This window comes from Polaromonas sp. P1_A2 (assembly GCF_056406895.1).
On the sequence record NZ_JBFTZI010000005.1, the window covers coordinates 354,729 to 367,912 of the forward strand.

Genomic DNA, 13,184 nt, shown 5'->3' on the forward strand with positions numbered 1-13,184 from the left:
TAAGCAATTGGCAAGTCCTCCGATGACAATCGGAGGCACTGCCTTACTTGTCTGCCCCCAGCCATGCTTGCCGTCGCCACCACCGCCAAACTGCTAGCTGAAATTGCGCTGCTCGCGCTGGCCGGCCAATGGGTGCTGGGGATGCTGGCCGGTGCCGGGCGCAGCGGTAACCCGTTTTACCGCCTGCTGGAACTGCTGGGCCGGCCCTGGGTGAGGGCGGCGCGCTGGATCGCCCCACCCGTGGTGCTGGACCGCCACCTGCCTTTGGTGGCCTTCCTGGTGCTGGCGCTGGTCTGGCTTGCGGCGGCCGTCACAAAAGTCCGCATCTGCCTGGAAATCGGGGTGGCGTTGTGCAAATGAGCCTGCCGCTTGCACCCGCCCTGCAGTACCACTTGCTGAAAGCGCAGGCCTTGCTGCTGCTCGCGGCGGGCAAGCGCGCGGCCGCCTTGCCGAAGTTCGCGCGGATGCTGCGCCTGCGGCCGGCCGACCCTTACGCTCTGGCCAGCCGTGGCCATGTGCAGGCGCAGCTGCAGCTTACGCAGGAGGCGATTGACAGCCTGCGGCAACTGACCGGCGCCTGGCCGCAGCAGGCCGCGGGATGGTTCAACCTGGGCTATGTATTGCAGCAGGCCGGGCGCCATGAGGAGGCTGGCCCCGCCTTCGAGCGCGCGCTGGCGCTGGATCCGCGTCTGGACCGGGCCTGGTACGGCCTGGCGCTGGTGTGTATCCACCAGCAACGCTGGCAGGAGGCCGCCCAGGCGCTGGAGCGCAACACCACGCTGCAGCCGCTGGGGCCGTATGGCTGGTACCGGCTCGCGCAGGTCTGGCTGGCGCTGGGCGAGCCGGGCAAGGCATGCAAGGTCATCGCCCACCTGCGCCGTTTCGAGCCGCGCGTGGCCGCGCAGCTGGAACGCGAAAACGCCGCGGCGTTGCAGGCGGGCAGGGTAGCCACCGGTGAGGCGCGCCATGCAACCCGGTGACAGCCACCGCCGCTACTGGCGCAAAAACCTCGCGGTGACGGCCTTGCTGCTGCTGCTCTGGTTCAGCGTGACCTTCGGTGTCAGCTACTTCGCGCGCGCGCTGAATTTCCGGTTCTTTGGCTGGCCTTTCAGTTTCTGGGTGGGCGCGCAGGGCGCCCTGCTGGTGTACTGCCTGATCATCGGCTTTTATGCCTGGTACATGAACCGGCTCGACATCGAACACGACGTGGCGGACGGGGACTAGATGGCCGGCTTCTTCGGTTCCCGCGACGGGGTCATGCTGTCCAGCCAGCAGTTCAAGGCGCAGCTCAACCGCGTCTACCGCTGGTACACCGTGGGCCTGGTGGTATTTGTGCTCATCCTCGCGGGCCTGGAGCGCATGGGCCTGCCGCGCCTGTGGATAGGCACGGCATTTTTGCTGGCCACCATAGGGCTGTACGCGGGCATAGGCATCATGAGCCGCACCACCGACGCCGGCGAATACTATGTGGCGGGCCGGCGCGTGCCGGCGGTCTACAACGGCATGGCCACCGGCGCCGACTGGATGTCGGCCGCCTCCTTCATCGGCCTGGCCGGCACGCTTTACCTCACGGGCTACAGCGGCCTGGCCTTCATCATGGGCTGGACCGGCGGCTATTGCCTGGTGGCGCTGGTGCTGGCGCCTTACCTGCGCAAGTTCGGCCAGTTCACCATTCCCGACTTCCTGGGGGAGCGCTATGGCAAGCTGCCGCGCCTGCTCGGTGTGGGCGCGGCCATCCTGTGTTCCTTCACCTACCTGGTCGCGCAGATTTACGGTGTGGGCCTGATCACCTCCTACCTGACCGGCATTGCCTTCGAACTGGGCATTTTCCTGGGCCTGGGCGGCATCCTGGTGTGCTCCTTCCTGGGCGGCATGCGCGCCGTGACCTGGACGCAGGTGGCCCAGTACATCATCCTGGTGGTGGCCTACCTGATCCCGGTGGTGTGGCTGTCGGTCAAGCAGACCGGTGTTCCGGTGCCGCAGCTGGTTTACGGCTTGCAGCTCGAGAAAGTCAGCGCCAAGGAAAAAGAGCTGGCTGCGGATCCCAAGGAGTTGCAGGTGCGTGAGCTGTTCCGGCAGCGCTCCGAGGCGCTGTCCGGCAAGCTGGCCCACCCGGCCGAGGCGCTGGCCGCCGACAAGCTGGCCGCCGCCAAACGCATGGAGCAGCTCAAGGGCGGCAATGCCTCGGTGGCCGAAATCACCTCGGCGGCCAAGACCCTGGCTGCCATGCCCAGGGACGAGGCGGCGGCCGTCAAGGCCTGGACGGCGGCCAAAGCCGCAGCCGAGGTCAAGACCCAGCCGCTCAACGGCATGCCCGCCCATGCTGCGCAGTTCTCGGGCGACCCCGAGGGCACGCCCCGGGAGCAGGAGGCCTACGACACCTCGCGCCGCAATTTCCTGGCCCTGGTGTTCTGCCTCATGGTGGGCACGGCCGCCTTGCCGCATATCCTGATGCGCTACTACACGGTGCCCAGCGTGCGGGAGGCGCGGCAGTCGGTCACCTGGTCGCTGTTTTTCATCTTTTTGCTGTATTTCACGGCGCCGGCCCTGGCCGTTCTGGTGAAGTACGAAGTCTTCACCGTGCTGGTCGGCACGCGTTTTGACCAGCTGCCGTCCTGGGTCGGCGCCTGGAGCCGGGTGGACGCCAGCCTGCTGTCGGTGGCCGACATCAACCGCGACAACATCCTGCAGCTCAACGAAATGACCATAGGCGGCGACATCATCGTGCTGCTCACGCCCGAGCTGGCGGGCCTGCCCTATGTCATTTCGGGCCTGGTGGCGGCCGGCGGCCTGGCCGCCGCGCTGTCGACCGCCGACGGCCTGCTGCTGACGATCGCCAACGCGCTGGGCCATGACCTCTATTACAAGATGATCGACCCCAACGCCTCCACCGTGAGCCGGGTCACGGTGTCCAAGATCCTGCTGCTCATCGTGGCCCTGCTGGCGGCCTATGTGGCGGCGCAAAAGCCGGCGGACATCCTGTTCCTGGTGTCGGCGGCGTTTTCCTTCGCCGCCGCCTCCTTTTTCCCGGCGCTGAGCCTGGGCATCTTCTGGAAGCGCGCCAACGGCGCAGGCGCCGTCCTTGGCATGATGTCGGGCCTGGGCGTGACGTCTTACTACATGTTCACCAACCAGCCCTGGCTGCGCGCCACCTTCGGCATCAGTTCGCCGGTGCAGCTGTGGTGGGGCATAGACCCGATTTCGGCCGGCCTGTTCGGCGTGCCTGTGGGTTTTGCCGTGATGGTGCTGGTGAGCCTGCTCACCCCGGCGCCCAGCCAAAAAATCCAGGAGCTGGTCGAATACATCCGCTACCCGGACCTAAAACGCCTCTAAAACACGGCCGGGGCGGTTATTCGAGGGTTTTTCGGCGGTTTTAGGGCTTTCCCCCAAAAAATGGGCAGAGCCTGCCTGATCCCCCTATCCGTACCAGCATGAGCCGTGGAACCGGCTTTGCCGGGCCACAGGCGGGCGGCCCCCTCGGGGGCAGGGAGCTACACAAAGTGAGCGACCGTGGGGGCATGCTATACTCTTGGGCTTCGCCTTGCTGCACCCTTAACGACGCTGGGGCAGCTTTAATCAACCACAAGGAGAGTTTATGCGTCACTATGAGATCGTCTTGCTGATCCACCCGGATCAAAGCGAGCAAGTCCCAGCCATGCTGGAACGTTACAAGGGCATGATCACCGCCGGCGGCGGAAAAGTGCACCGTGTTGAAGACTGGGGCCGCCGCCAGCTGGTGTACCTGATCCAGAAGCTCGCGAAAGCCCACTACCTCTGCATCAACATCGAAGCCAGCCAGGCCGTGATGGAAGAAATCGAACACGCGTTCAAGTTCAACGATGCCGTGCTGCGCCACCTGACCGTGGTCAAGAAAAAGGCCGAAACCGGCCCATCCCTCATGATGCGCAACGTCGAGAGGGAAGAAGCCCGTAAAGCCCAACAGCAGGAGTATGCGGCTTAATTGCCACCATGCTGTTGAACGCCTCGCTGCCGCGCAGCTGCCACTGAGCAAAAGCCCGCAGTGAACCACGTTGAACTGACCGCCTGTATCGCCGAGGCAAGTCCTCTTCGCTACACGCCCGCTGGAATCCCCGCCGCCAATTTCGTCCTCGAACACGAGTCCGAAGTTGTCGAGGCCGGAATCACCAGACAGGTCAAATTGACGGTCAGGGCGGTTGCCTTCGGAGCGCTGGCTGAGCAATCAGCCAAGTCACCCTTAGGCCAGCCCTTCAGGTTCACCGGTTTCCTCATCAATGCGCGCACCAGCAAAGGTGTTGTTTTCCATATTCAAGCTCTTCACAAGGTAGAGCAAGTACCGAACCCCATTTAAGGAGTCCATCATGGCCGGACCAAAACGTTTCAACAAAGACAAGCGCCCCAAGCGCAATACCCAATCCCTGCTGTTCAAGCGCAAGCGTTTTTGCCGCTTCACAGCCGCTGGCGTTGAAGAAATCGACTACAAGGACATCGACACCCTGCGCGATTTCGTTGCCGAAAACGGAAAAATCATCCCCGCGCGCCTGACCGGCACGCGCGCGATTTTCCAGCGCCAGATCAACACCGCCGTCAAGCGCGCTCGCTTCCTCGCGATGCTGCCTTACAGCGACCAGCACCGTACCCTGTAAGGAGCGCGACCATGCAAATCATTCTGCTCGACAAAGTCGTGAACCTCGGTAACCTCGGCGAAATCGTCAAGGTCAAAGACGGCTACGCACGCAACTTCCTGATCCCTTCGGGCCGCGCACGCCGCGCCACGGAAGCCAACAAGGCCGAATTCGAAGCCAAGCGCGTCGAACTCGAAAAGGCTGCGGCCGCCAAGCTGGCCGAAATGCAAGCCCAGGGCGAAAAGCTGAGCGGCACCACCGTCAAGCTCACGCAAAAAGCCGGTGTGGACGGCCGCCTGTTCGGCTCCGTCACCAACCACGATATCTCGGCCGAGCTGACCAAGCAGGGTTTCCCCGTGCTGAAGTCGCAAATCCGCATGCCCAACGGCCCGCTGAAGATCGTCGGCGACCATGCCGTGACCGTGGCCCTGCACACCGATGTGGCTGTGGACATCACCGTGACCGTGTACGGCGAAACCGCTTAAGCGCTTTTTCCCTTCACGAAAAAAGCCGCTCGCCGAGCGGCTTTTTTCATGCCCGGCCGCATCCCCCGGCTGTGCACACCTTCCCGGTCCATTTCCACCCGATTTCCCCCGGTTATCCACAGCCTTATCCCGCGGTGTTTTGCGCCCACGGCGTACCATTCACCCTCTCCCAAGGAAACCCATGTCCGCCGTACTTTCCACCTATGACGATCCCGGCTACAGCCCCGACCGCCAGATCGCCCAGCTGCGCATTCCGCCGCATTCCATCGAGGGTGAATCCAGCGTGCTGGGCGGCCTGCTGCTCGACAACGGCGCCTGGGACCGGGTGGGCGACCTGCTGGTCGACGAGGATTTCTACCGCTCCGAGCACAAGCTGATCTTTGCCGCCGTGGGCGCACTCATCAACGCGAACAAGCCGGCTGACATCATCACGGTCTACGAATACCTGCAGAACCAGGGCAAGGCCGACGAAGTAGGGGGCCTGAGCTACCTCAATTCGCTCGCGCAATACGTGCCCAGCGCAGCCAATATCCGCCGCTACGCCGAGATCGTGCGCGAGCGCTCCATCCTGCGCAAGCTGGTGTCGGCGTCCGACGAAATCGCCACCAACGCCTTCAACCCGCAGGGCAAGGACGTCGCCACCATCCTCGACGAAGCCGAGCAGAAGATCTTCAAGATCGGCGAGCAGGGCTCGCGCATGAAGGAAGGCTTCCAGAGCATGGACACGCTGGTCGTGAGCCTGCTGGACCGCGTGACCGAGATGGCTGAGAACCCGCAGGACGTCACCGGCGTACCCACGGGCTTCAGGGATTTTGACCATATGACGTCAGGCCTGCAGGCCGGCGACCTGATCGTCCTGGCGGCGCGCCCCTCCATGGGCAAGACCGCGCTGGCCATCAACATCGCCGAACACGTCGCGCTCAATGAAGGCCTGCCGGTGGCGGTGTTTTCCATGGAAATGGGTGCATCCCAGCTCGCCGTGCGTATCGTCGGCTCCATAGGCCGCATCGACCAGACCCATTTGCGCACAGGCGCCTTGACCGACGAGGAGTGGCCGCGCCTGACCGAAGCGATTGAAAAGCTGCGCACCGTCTCGCTGCACATCGATGAAACGCCGGGACTGACCGTGAGCGAGCTGCGCGCCAATGCCCGGCGCCTGGCCCGCCAGTGCGGCAAGCTGGGCCTGATCGTGGTCGACTACCTGCAGCTCATGAGCGTCTCCGGCGGCATGGCCGAAGAAAACCGCGCCACCGCCGTCGGTGAAATCTCGCGCGGCCTGAAGATGCTGGCCAAGGAACTGCAGTGCCCGGTCATTGCGCTGTCGCAGCTCAGCCGCGGCGTCGAGTCGCGCACCGACAAGCGCCCCATGATGAGCGACCTGCGCGAGTCCGGTGCCATCGAGCAGGACGCCGACATCATCATGTTCATCTACCGCGACGAGTACTACACCAAGGAGGCCTGCAAGGAGCCCGGTGTGGCCGAGGTCATCATCAGCAAGCAGCGTAACGGCCCCACCGGCACGGTGAAGCTGGCCTTCATCAACCGCATCACCAAGTTCGAGAGCCTGGCTCACGGCGCGTCCGGGGACTTCTAGCCATCGGAGCGAGGGCTCAGGGCGCAACGCCCGCGTCGGCAGGCGTGCGCCTTTTTTTGCGTATGACCGTCACCGCTCCGGCGACATTCGCCGCTGCCGGGGCTTGCACCGGCCTGGCGGCGAACAGGTGCTCGGCGCTGCTGATGGCGGCATCGACGTCGCCGCGGTTCAGCCGCTGAACCACGGACCCATTGACCTGCAAGTAGGCACCGTCGCGCGCAATGGCCAGAAAACCGAACTCCATACCGCGGTGCACGGTTCCGATCACGCGGTAGCAGTCCACCGGCGGAATGGCCCAAGGAGCCCTCAGGATTTTGTGCAGGCGGACCGTCAGGCGTTCATCCATACGGCTTTCTCCCTTGTTTGTTCTGGTCTCGGATGGCATCGAACCCGCCGGCCGAAGCCGGAGTGCGGCGCCGGGATGTGATGGTGTTTGTTGATGGCGCTTTCTGGCATCGTTCTCCCCCTCCTCGAAAACTTCGCTGGCGGCTTGCCGAACTCTTGTGAAGAGGTTGAAAGGTATTCGAGTTCGCCAGGGGAGGCCGCGCGAATTGTCTGTGCGTGGTAGATGTTTGTCGGATTTCCCGAATCCGGCCTGCTTTGGCCTGTTCTTTGCCGCTCGGACTGGCTAGCATCCGCCGGGACGGCAAGGTTGATCCGCGTTCGTCTGGAAGCAGGGCTTGTTCCGTCCGGTTGTCTCGCGGGCACCCGAACCGTCACTTGAAGTGGAAGTTTTCAACTAACCAACCTACAAGGAAAATCCTATGCCTACCACCTCGAATAACGCGGAAGCCCACACCTTGTCGCGTAACCTGACGTCCAATTTCAAGGGCGACGTGAATTCGCTCAACCAGAAGGTCGTCGAAGGCCGCATCCTGGAAACCGCCATCGCCCAGCTTGCGGGCCGGCCCGGTTTCAATCCGGCGGCGATCAGCATCGTGTTCGGCCTGAAGTGGTAACAGCCGGCTAGCCGCCGCGGGGCGCGCGGATATTTTTTCGCGCGCCCCGTTCCGGCTCCGGTCCTTTACTCGCCTGTTCCCATGTTTCGTTCGGCCATCATCAAGCTGACCGCGGTGTGCGACATCGATTGCAGCTACTGCTACATGTTCAACCAGGCGGACCGCACGTTCGAGCGCATGCCGGCACGCATGGCATTGCCCACGGCCTTGCGCCTGCTGGACCGCATCTGCGACTACCACCCCCGGGGTGAACCCGAGCCCTTCTCCATCGTCCTGCATGGCGGCGAACCCATGCTCTGGCCCGATGCCAGTTTTGCCGAACTGCTTTCGCAGATTGCGCGGCGCCGCGAACAGGGCTGGAATCTCGACGTCGCGGTACAGACCAACCTGGTGCAGCCGATCGCCCCGCAACTGCTTGCCCTTTTTCGCGAACACCGCGTGTCGCTGGGCGTCAGCCTGGACGGCCCGCGCGAGGTGAACGATGCCGCGCGCGTGGACAAGCTCGGCCGCGGCACCTATGCGCGTGTCATGGCCAACGTCGAGCGCATGCTGGCGGGCGGCGACGGCGGTTTGATAGGCGGCTTTCTGGCCGTGGCCAACCCTTCGCTGCCTCCGGCGGAGTTCCTCGCCTGGGTGCGCAGCCTGCCGGTTTCCAAGGTCGACGTGTTGTGGCCCATCGAATTCAACTGGCGCCATCCTCCGTGGCCGCTGGGAGCGTCAAAGGCCTATGCCGCCGCGCCGCGTTACGGCGCCTGGTATGCCGAATTGTTTCGCGCCTGGTGGGCGCTGGACGATCCGGGCATCACCATCCGGCTCTTCAACAACCTGCTTCACGTCGCGCTGGGAGGGCAGGGCCATATCGACGCCCTGGTGAACGACAGCTACAACATGTTCGTCGTCAATACCGACGGCAGCTACGAATACCCCGACTACCTGCGTGTGGCCGCAGACGGCTCGGCCGGCACATCTTTCCACATAGCCACGGACGGCATCGCCGCGCTGGCCGGCGACCCGCTGTTCGCGCGGCTCCTCGACCTGCGCGCCGAACTTCCGCTGAAATGCTCCGGCTGCCGCCACCGCCTGATCTGCGGCGGCGGCTTCCTTCCCGGCCGCAGCGATGTGAAGGGCGGCATCACGCCGCGCGAGTCCGTGCTGTGTGCGGACCAGATGTATTTTTTTGACGCCGCGCTCGGCCTTATCGAATCTTCCTTTCAACCGCGAGGTAGCCATGCCCACAATGACCCGGAAAATGCCGCCGCTGCAGGCAGCCAAGCCTGAATTGCAGTGCGCCGACTTTGCCGAGCTGGCCTTGATGCCGGACGCCGTGATCACGGCCGATCTGGTCCATGAATCCGCCGCAGGCCGCCTGGACGACTTTCTGGCCCTGGCCGAGATCGTTCGGGCTTCACCGGCGCTGGCTGCGCATCGCGAGCGCTGGGAACAAGCGGTGCTCGACCTGCAGGCCCTGCTGCCGCATGAGCGCACCGCCATCGGCTCCTCGCCTTTGTACCGCCGCTGGCTGCATGCGATCGGGCGCGCGCTGATCGCCGGCGCACCGCTGCCGGCGGTCGAGCCCTTGCTCGCGTCGGTTGCCAACTATGTGCCGGGTTTCACCGAGATGTCACCGCGCAGCAGGGTGCTGATGTCACGCGGCGGCCGCATCGAGACCTGGGATTGCGCCGGCAGCGTCGAACTGCCGGCCGGCCATGCCGACGGCGCCTGGTTATGCCGGCGTAAAGGCGCGTGGGTCCACCTGAGCCGGCCGTCCTCGGGCGGCCAGACCCTGAGTTCCTGTCTTGCCGCGCCGCAGGCCCTGCTGCCGCGGTCCCACATCGTGGTCCGCAACGATCTGCCGGGCCTGCGGGTGTCGCTTGACGAGACCCGCACACCCGAGCGCGGCAGCACCGTGCGCGAACAGGAAACCGACGCGCGCGAACGCTCCTATCCGCAGGGCCGCCATCGCCCCATCGTGGAGGCGGCGCAGGCCCTTTTGTCGGCCTGGCCCGAGGAGTACGAGGACTGGCGCTGCATGATGCGCGTGGTGGTGCCGCGCCTGCCGCCGCCGGGCTGGCAGATGGAAGGGTTCACGATCTCCTCCATGCAGGGGGCGGCATGGATACACCCGTCCGATACCTTGCGTACCCTCGAAAGCCTGGTCCACGAGCACAGCCACGTCAAGCTGCGTTATGTCGAGGAAGCCGTTCCGCTGCTGCAGCCCGTGCAGACCGGCGCGCGCTTTCCGGTCGGCTGGCGCACCGACCCGCGCCCGGTGGTCGGCATCTTCGAGGGGGTGTATGTACACCTGCACTGCGTCATGGCGCTGGTCCGCTACCTGCAGGCCCCTTACCTGGATGCCGCGGCGCGGCGCGAGCTTGCAAGCCGGCTGGATGAATTGCGGGCACAGGCGCGCGAAGGGCTCGAACTGCTGCGCGCGCACGCGCGTTTTACCGCGGCGGGCCAAGGCTTTCTGCGCTGGGCCGGGGCTGCCTTGCAGGGCCGCTAAGCCGCCGCCCCCCGGGCGGTGTTGGAGAAGATGCGCCTCAGCGCACGCACTCAAAGCCGTACTGGCCCTCAGCCGGCTTGGTGATCAAGCGGGCGTGCCGGCCACCGCGCTTCTGGCATTCGGTTTCGGCGATCTCCGTGGCATCGGGCAGCTGTGAAGGGCGGCCTTTGACGATGATCAGCTTTTCGCTGTTGCTCAGCAGTTCGGCGGCACAGCCGGAGAGCAGGGCGCCGGCCAGCAGCAGCGAAGACAGCACGTAGGTGTTTTTCATGAGAATTTCCTTGATGGGGTTAATGTAAAGCTTGCGTCAATCCAGCCCCAGCGCCCGGTACACCCGCAGCGCCCCATAGGCGTCATTGGCCGCATAAATGATTTGCGCCTCCGTGAGCCTTTCATTGGCCCAGTTGGAGGTGGCCGCTTTCTTGGACTTGAGGAAGCGCTTGTTGAACATCACGGCCACGGCGCCGCGCACGCCCATGTCCTTGCGGTAGCCGCGCTCGCGGAACACCACGTTGAGGTCCAGCACACCCTGCAGGTCCGTGCCCAGCTTGCGGATGATGCGGCGCTGGTCGTCGCCCAGGCCGAAGCCGGCCTTGATCACGGCGGGTGAGCTCAGCACCAGGCCTACGGCGCGCCGGCATTCGGCGTCTTCAAGCTGGAAGATCCAGGCCTTGTGAAGTGTCGCGAGCTGCACGATGTGCGGCCCATCCGAGGCCTCATTTTTGGCGAAGGTGGGTTTGGACTCGGTATCAAAGCCCAGCACGGTGGCGCCGGTCAGGTCCTTGAGGGCCTGGGCTGCCCGCTCGGCTGTGGACACGACTTCGATCTGGTCCAGGCCCAGCCGCTCGAAGGGCTCGAGCAGCGCGATTTCTTCTTTACCGGGGGTGGGATGGCGCTCGGTCATAGGGATCCATGCGAAAAGGGCGTTCAAAAAAAACAGGAATCGGCAGGGCTAGAGCTTACAGTCGGGGTAGGGCGCCATTTCGGGCAACCCGTTTCCTGACTTCACCATGGCCGCACAAAGCATCACTACCGAGCATTACAAGCTCTTTCCGTCGCCGCGTAACCGGCACCGCACGATTTTCCTGCACCAGGTGTTTGTGCCGCACTCCTACATGCTGATCGACATGGAAAGCTACCAGCTCAAAGGCAAATACAGCCTGTTCGGCGCTTGCCGGCTGGCCGACATGCGCATGGGCCAGCTGGTCACGCTGGAGCTGGCCGAAGACGAAGCCAGCTTCAACGCCAGGTTCGTGCCGGACTGAAGCGCCCGCCACACGCGCCTAACGAACGGCGCCCACGCCGCGCAGCATTTCATGCACGTCGTGCGTCATCACGGCCAGGAAGCCCGCCAGCGCCAGGTAATAAAAACCATATTCGAAACGTGTGGCCGCGCTGACCGCGTAATAGGTCTGGGCCTCCTCGCTGTCCGATTTGTAGCGTATGGCCTTGAGCAGCTGCGGCGCGGCCAGCAGCGCCATCAGGATCAGCATGGGGCTGGGCCGCCAGAAGAACAGTGCCACCAGCACCGGCACCCCCAGCAGCCAGATGCGCGGCGACAGCACCGCGGTAATGCGCCCGCCGTCAAACGGTGACAGCGGGATCAGGTTGAAGAGGTTCAGGAAGAAGCCGGAATAGGCGATGGCTAGCAGCAGGTTGCTGTCCTGGTCGCGCGCCAGGAAGTAGCAGGCCAGCGCGCCCACCGTGCCCAGCAGCGGGCCGCCCAGGCCCACATAGGCCTCGGTTTCCGCGTCATGCGGCATGTCCTTGAGTTCCACCCAGGCGCCCACAAAGGGGATGAAGGTGGGCGCGCCCACATTGAGGCCACGCCGGCGGGCGGCGATGTAGTGGCCCATCTCATGCACGAACAGCAGCAGCACAAAGCCCACCGCATAACGCCAGCCGAACAGCAGCGCATAGGCGAACACCGACACCAGCATGCTGCCGCCGGTCAGCAGCAGCTTGCCGAACTTGGCGCCCGTGAAAAGCAGCAACAGGAGCTTGGCCATGCCGCTTCGCTGCTCAGGCTTTGGGTGGCGCGGGCGGCACGTCCGGTGCGCCGCCGCCGAACGCGGCGGGCACGGTGTCCTGCTCGGCCCGGCTGACCGCCGGCATAGGCGCAGGCACAGGGGCCGGTTTGCGCTTGAAGTACTTCACGAACACCGTGCCCAAACCCGCCAGGGCCAGGACGATCACCTTCGCGAACTTGGCGAAAAACAGCGCAATCACCGCGAAGAAGCCCAGTTTTTTCGCGGCCACACCCAGCACCAGCGCGGCCAGCCCGTATTCGGCCACCTTGTCGGTCTTGGAATTGAAGTCGGCGTAGCGCTTGCCCTGGTCGTACTGCAGGGCCGCCAGCAGCTCCGCCGCCGCGGGCTTGTCCTTGGGCAGGTCGGCCAGCGCCGTGACCAGGTTCATGCTGAAGTAACCTTCGCGGCCCAGCGCGTAGGTGTTGTAGTTCACGCCCTGCGCCGCACCTGCGGGCGCGCCGCGGTCCTTGCTGGACATGGCCCAGACCAGGCGGTGGGTGGCGGCGCTGTAGGCCGGTTTTTCAGCCCAGCCCACGATCTCGATTTCAGGGAAACCCATTTTTTTGCGATCGGCATTCGAGGCCTCGGTGCCTTCGCGGTAGCTTTTGAGCAGCTCGTCCGCGTTCCAGTCCTTGGCATCGTCGTCCTTCACATAGCCGGCCGCCTCGAAGCGCACCGTCATGAACCAGCTGTCGCCCGTGGCCGGGAACACCAGGCCCTGCAGCCGCGAGTCGGTGCCCGGGTTGCCCATGGCGTTGAGCAGCTTGCCCGCCTGGGGCTGCGGCACAAAGATGCGGCCGGCGGGCAGCTTGAGCACGGCCTGGCTTGCCAGCGCGATGTCCTGCGGCCCTTCCTTGGCGGCGGCGCGGCCCTCGGCCCAGATCTTTTCGCTTTCTTCTTTCGACAGGGCCTGTGCCATGGCGGCGGCGCAGGACAGACAGACAGCCAGCGCGCAGATGCGCATCCACAAACGGTTCATGAAAGCCCTCCTTGTTGGAATAATTTGCGG

18 protein-coding genes are annotated in these 13,184 nt (G+C 64.5%); 13 read left to right on the forward strand and 5 right to left on the reverse strand.

From position 1 onward, the window contains the following. Nucleotides 1-63: 63 nt before the first annotated feature. From AC1D09_RS20255 to dnaB, 9 genes are all read left to right on the forward strand, one after another. Nucleotides 64-360, forward strand: a complete 297-nt coding sequence (locus AC1D09_RS20255) for a hypothetical protein (RefSeq protein ID WP_477661990.1) — start codon at nucleotides 64-66, stop codon at nucleotides 358-360. Next, nucleotides 357-980 (forward strand): tetratricopeptide repeat protein, encoded by a 624-nt coding sequence (locus tag AC1D09_RS20260; protein WP_477661991.1) that lies wholly within the window; start codon nucleotides 357-359, stop codon nucleotides 978-980. Before AC1D09_RS20255 ends, AC1D09_RS20260 begins: the two co-directional genes overlap by 4 nt. After that, nucleotides 967-1,224, forward strand: a complete 258-nt coding sequence (locus AC1D09_RS20265) for a DUF4212 domain-containing protein (protein WP_477661992.1) — start codon at nucleotides 967-969, stop codon at nucleotides 1,222-1,224. Before AC1D09_RS20260 ends, AC1D09_RS20265 begins: the two co-directional genes overlap by 14 nt. Then, nucleotides 1,225-3,333: a sodium:solute symporter family protein gene (locus AC1D09_RS20270; RefSeq protein WP_477661993.1), complete on the forward strand. Its 2,109-nt coding sequence runs from the start codon at nucleotides 1,225-1,227 to the stop codon at nucleotides 3,331-3,333. Between the two features lie 262 nt (nucleotides 3,334-3,595). Further along, nucleotides 3,596-3,961 carry a 30S ribosomal protein S6 gene (gene rpsF / locus AC1D09_RS20275; RefSeq protein WP_007871089.1) on the forward strand — a complete coding sequence of 122 codons (366 nt, stop codon included), beginning with the start codon at nucleotides 3,596-3,598 and terminating at the stop codon, nucleotides 3,959-3,961. A 60-nt stretch (nucleotides 3,962-4,021) separates the two neighbouring features. Further along, a complete protein-coding gene (priB, locus tag AC1D09_RS20280) occupies nucleotides 4,022-4,330 on the forward strand; it encodes a primosomal replication protein N (RefSeq protein ID WP_477661994.1) in 309 nt (102 codons plus the stop codon). A 10-nt stretch (nucleotides 4,331-4,340) separates the two neighbouring features. Further along, nucleotides 4,341-4,625, forward strand: coding sequence for a 30S ribosomal protein S18 (gene rpsR, locus AC1D09_RS20285; protein ID WP_007871078.1), 285 nt, complete (start codon nucleotides 4,341-4,343; stop codon nucleotides 4,623-4,625). Nucleotides 4,626-4,636: 11 nt separating this feature from the next. Continuing rightward, complete coding sequence (rplI, locus tag AC1D09_RS20290; protein ID WP_007871075.1) at nucleotides 4,637-5,089, forward strand: 50S ribosomal protein L9; 453 nt, start codon at nucleotides 4,637-4,639, stop codon at nucleotides 5,087-5,089. A gap of 181 nt (nucleotides 5,090-5,270) precedes the next feature. Next, the gene (gene dnaB / locus AC1D09_RS20295) at nucleotides 5,271-6,683 is read left to right on the forward strand and encodes a replicative DNA helicase (RefSeq protein ID WP_074574908.1); all 1,413 of its coding nucleotides are present in this window, start codon (nucleotides 5,271-5,273) and stop codon (nucleotides 6,681-6,683) included. 16 nt (nucleotides 6,684-6,699) lie between these two features. On the opposite strand, the gene AC1D09_RS20300 is transcribed toward dnaB, so the two are convergent. Beyond that, complete coding sequence (locus tag AC1D09_RS20300) at nucleotides 6,700-7,029, reverse strand: hypothetical protein (RefSeq protein ID WP_477701200.1); 330 nt, start codon at nucleotides 7,027-7,029, stop codon at nucleotides 6,700-6,702. Nucleotides 7,030-7,447: 418 nt separating this feature from the next. Here AC1D09_RS20300 and AC1D09_RS20305 point away from each other — a divergent pair, with 418 nt between their 5' ends. From AC1D09_RS20305 to AC1D09_RS20315, 3 genes are all read left to right on the forward strand, one after another. Next, entirely contained in the window at nucleotides 7,448-7,642 is a 195-nt protein-coding gene (locus AC1D09_RS20305) for a hypothetical protein (RefSeq protein ID WP_007871063.1), read from the forward strand. An 81-nt stretch (nucleotides 7,643-7,723) separates the two neighbouring features. Further along, on the forward strand, nucleotides 7,724-8,920 hold the full coding sequence (locus tag AC1D09_RS20310; RefSeq protein ID WP_477661996.1) for a radical SAM protein: 1,197 nt from the start codon (nucleotides 7,724-7,726) through the stop codon (nucleotides 8,918-8,920). Continuing rightward, nucleotides 8,871-10,145, forward strand: coding sequence for an aKG-HExxH-type peptide beta-hydroxylase (locus AC1D09_RS20315; RefSeq protein WP_477661997.1), 1,275 nt, complete (start codon nucleotides 8,871-8,873; stop codon nucleotides 10,143-10,145). The genes AC1D09_RS20310 and AC1D09_RS20315 overlap by 50 nt, the downstream gene beginning before the upstream one ends. Before the next feature lie 37 nt (nucleotides 10,146-10,182). On the opposite strand, the gene AC1D09_RS20320 is transcribed toward AC1D09_RS20315, so the two are convergent. Both AC1D09_RS20320 and AC1D09_RS20325 read right to left on the reverse strand, forming a co-directional pair. After that, complete coding sequence (locus AC1D09_RS20320; protein ID WP_477661998.1) at nucleotides 10,183-10,416, reverse strand: hypothetical protein; 234 nt, start codon at nucleotides 10,414-10,416, stop codon at nucleotides 10,183-10,185. A gap of 36 nt (nucleotides 10,417-10,452) precedes the next feature. After that, entirely contained in the window at nucleotides 10,453-11,049 is a 597-nt protein-coding gene (locus AC1D09_RS20325) for a 3'-5' exonuclease (protein WP_074574896.1), read from the reverse strand. Between the two features lie 106 nt (nucleotides 11,050-11,155). On the opposite strand from AC1D09_RS20325, the gene AC1D09_RS20330 reads away from it, so the two are divergent. Then, nucleotides 11,156-11,410, forward strand: coding sequence for a hypothetical protein (locus AC1D09_RS20330; protein ID WP_477661999.1), 255 nt, complete (start codon nucleotides 11,156-11,158; stop codon nucleotides 11,408-11,410). Between the two features lie 18 nt (nucleotides 11,411-11,428). On the opposite strand, the gene AC1D09_RS20335 is transcribed toward AC1D09_RS20330, so the two are convergent. Together AC1D09_RS20335 and AC1D09_RS20340 are read right to left on the reverse strand one after the other, a co-directional pair. Then, nucleotides 11,429-12,154, reverse strand: coding sequence for a site-2 protease family protein (locus tag AC1D09_RS20335; RefSeq protein WP_477662000.1), 726 nt, complete (start codon nucleotides 12,152-12,154; stop codon nucleotides 11,429-11,431). Nucleotides 12,155-12,167: 13 nt separating this feature from the next. Then, entirely contained in the window at nucleotides 12,168-13,154 is a 987-nt protein-coding gene (locus AC1D09_RS20340; protein WP_477662001.1) for a DUF2167 domain-containing protein, read from the reverse strand. Between the last annotated feature and the right edge of the window lie 30 nt (nucleotides 13,155-13,184).

What these genes read in the sequence shown, in the direction of transcription:
- AC1D09_RS20270 (WP_477661993.1), top strand. Translation starts at nt 1,225, where the DNA reads ATGGCCGGCTTCTTCGGTTCCCGCGACGGGGTCATGCTGTCCAGCCAG.
- rpsR (WP_007871078.1), top strand. Translation starts at nt 4,341, where the DNA reads ATGGCCGGACCAAAACGTTTCAACAAAGACAAGCGCCCCAAGCGCAAT.
- AC1D09_RS20300 (WP_477701200.1), bottom strand. Translation starts at nt 7,029, where the DNA reads ATGGATGAACGCCTGACGGTCCGCCTGCACAAAATCCTGAGGGCTCCT.
- AC1D09_RS20315 (WP_477661997.1), top strand. Translation starts at nt 8,871, where the DNA reads ATGCCCACAATGACCCGGAAAATGCCGCCGCTGCAGGCAGCCAAGCCT.
- AC1D09_RS20310 (WP_477661996.1), top strand. Translation starts at nt 7,724, where the DNA reads ATGTTTCGTTCGGCCATCATCAAGCTGACCGCGGTGTGCGACATCGAT.
- dnaB (WP_074574908.1), top strand. Translation starts at nt 5,271, where the DNA reads ATGTCCGCCGTACTTTCCACCTATGACGATCCCGGCTACAGCCCCGAC.
- AC1D09_RS20335 (WP_477662000.1), bottom strand. Translation starts at nt 12,154, where the DNA reads ATGGCCAAGCTCCTGTTGCTGCTTTTCACGGGCGCCAAGTTCGGCAAG.
- AC1D09_RS20255 (WP_477661990.1), top strand. Translation starts at nt 64, where the DNA reads ATGCTTGCCGTCGCCACCACCGCCAAACTGCTAGCTGAAATTGCGCTG.
- AC1D09_RS20340 (WP_477662001.1), bottom strand. Translation starts at nt 13,154, where the DNA reads ATGAACCGTTTGTGGATGCGCATCTGCGCGCTGGCTGTCTGTCTGTCC.
- AC1D09_RS20325 (WP_074574896.1), bottom strand. Translation starts at nt 11,049, where the DNA reads ATGACCGAGCGCCATCCCACCCCCGGTAAAGAAGAAATCGCGCTGCTC.
- AC1D09_RS20330 (WP_477661999.1), top strand. Translation starts at nt 11,156, where the DNA reads ATGGCCGCACAAAGCATCACTACCGAGCATTACAAGCTCTTTCCGTCG.
- AC1D09_RS20260 (WP_477661991.1), top strand. Translation starts at nt 357, where the DNA reads ATGAGCCTGCCGCTTGCACCCGCCCTGCAGTACCACTTGCTGAAAGCG.
- AC1D09_RS20320 (WP_477661998.1), bottom strand. Translation starts at nt 10,416, where the DNA reads ATGAAAAACACCTACGTGCTGTCTTCGCTGCTGCTGGCCGGCGCCCTG.
- AC1D09_RS20305 (WP_007871063.1), top strand. Translation starts at nt 7,448, where the DNA reads ATGCCTACCACCTCGAATAACGCGGAAGCCCACACCTTGTCGCGTAAC.
- AC1D09_RS20265 (WP_477661992.1), top strand. Translation starts at nt 967, where the DNA reads ATGCAACCCGGTGACAGCCACCGCCGCTACTGGCGCAAAAACCTCGCG.
- rplI (WP_007871075.1), top strand. Translation starts at nt 4,637, where the DNA reads ATGCAAATCATTCTGCTCGACAAAGTCGTGAACCTCGGTAACCTCGGC.
- rpsF (WP_007871089.1), top strand. Translation starts at nt 3,596, where the DNA reads ATGCGTCACTATGAGATCGTCTTGCTGATCCACCCGGATCAAAGCGAG.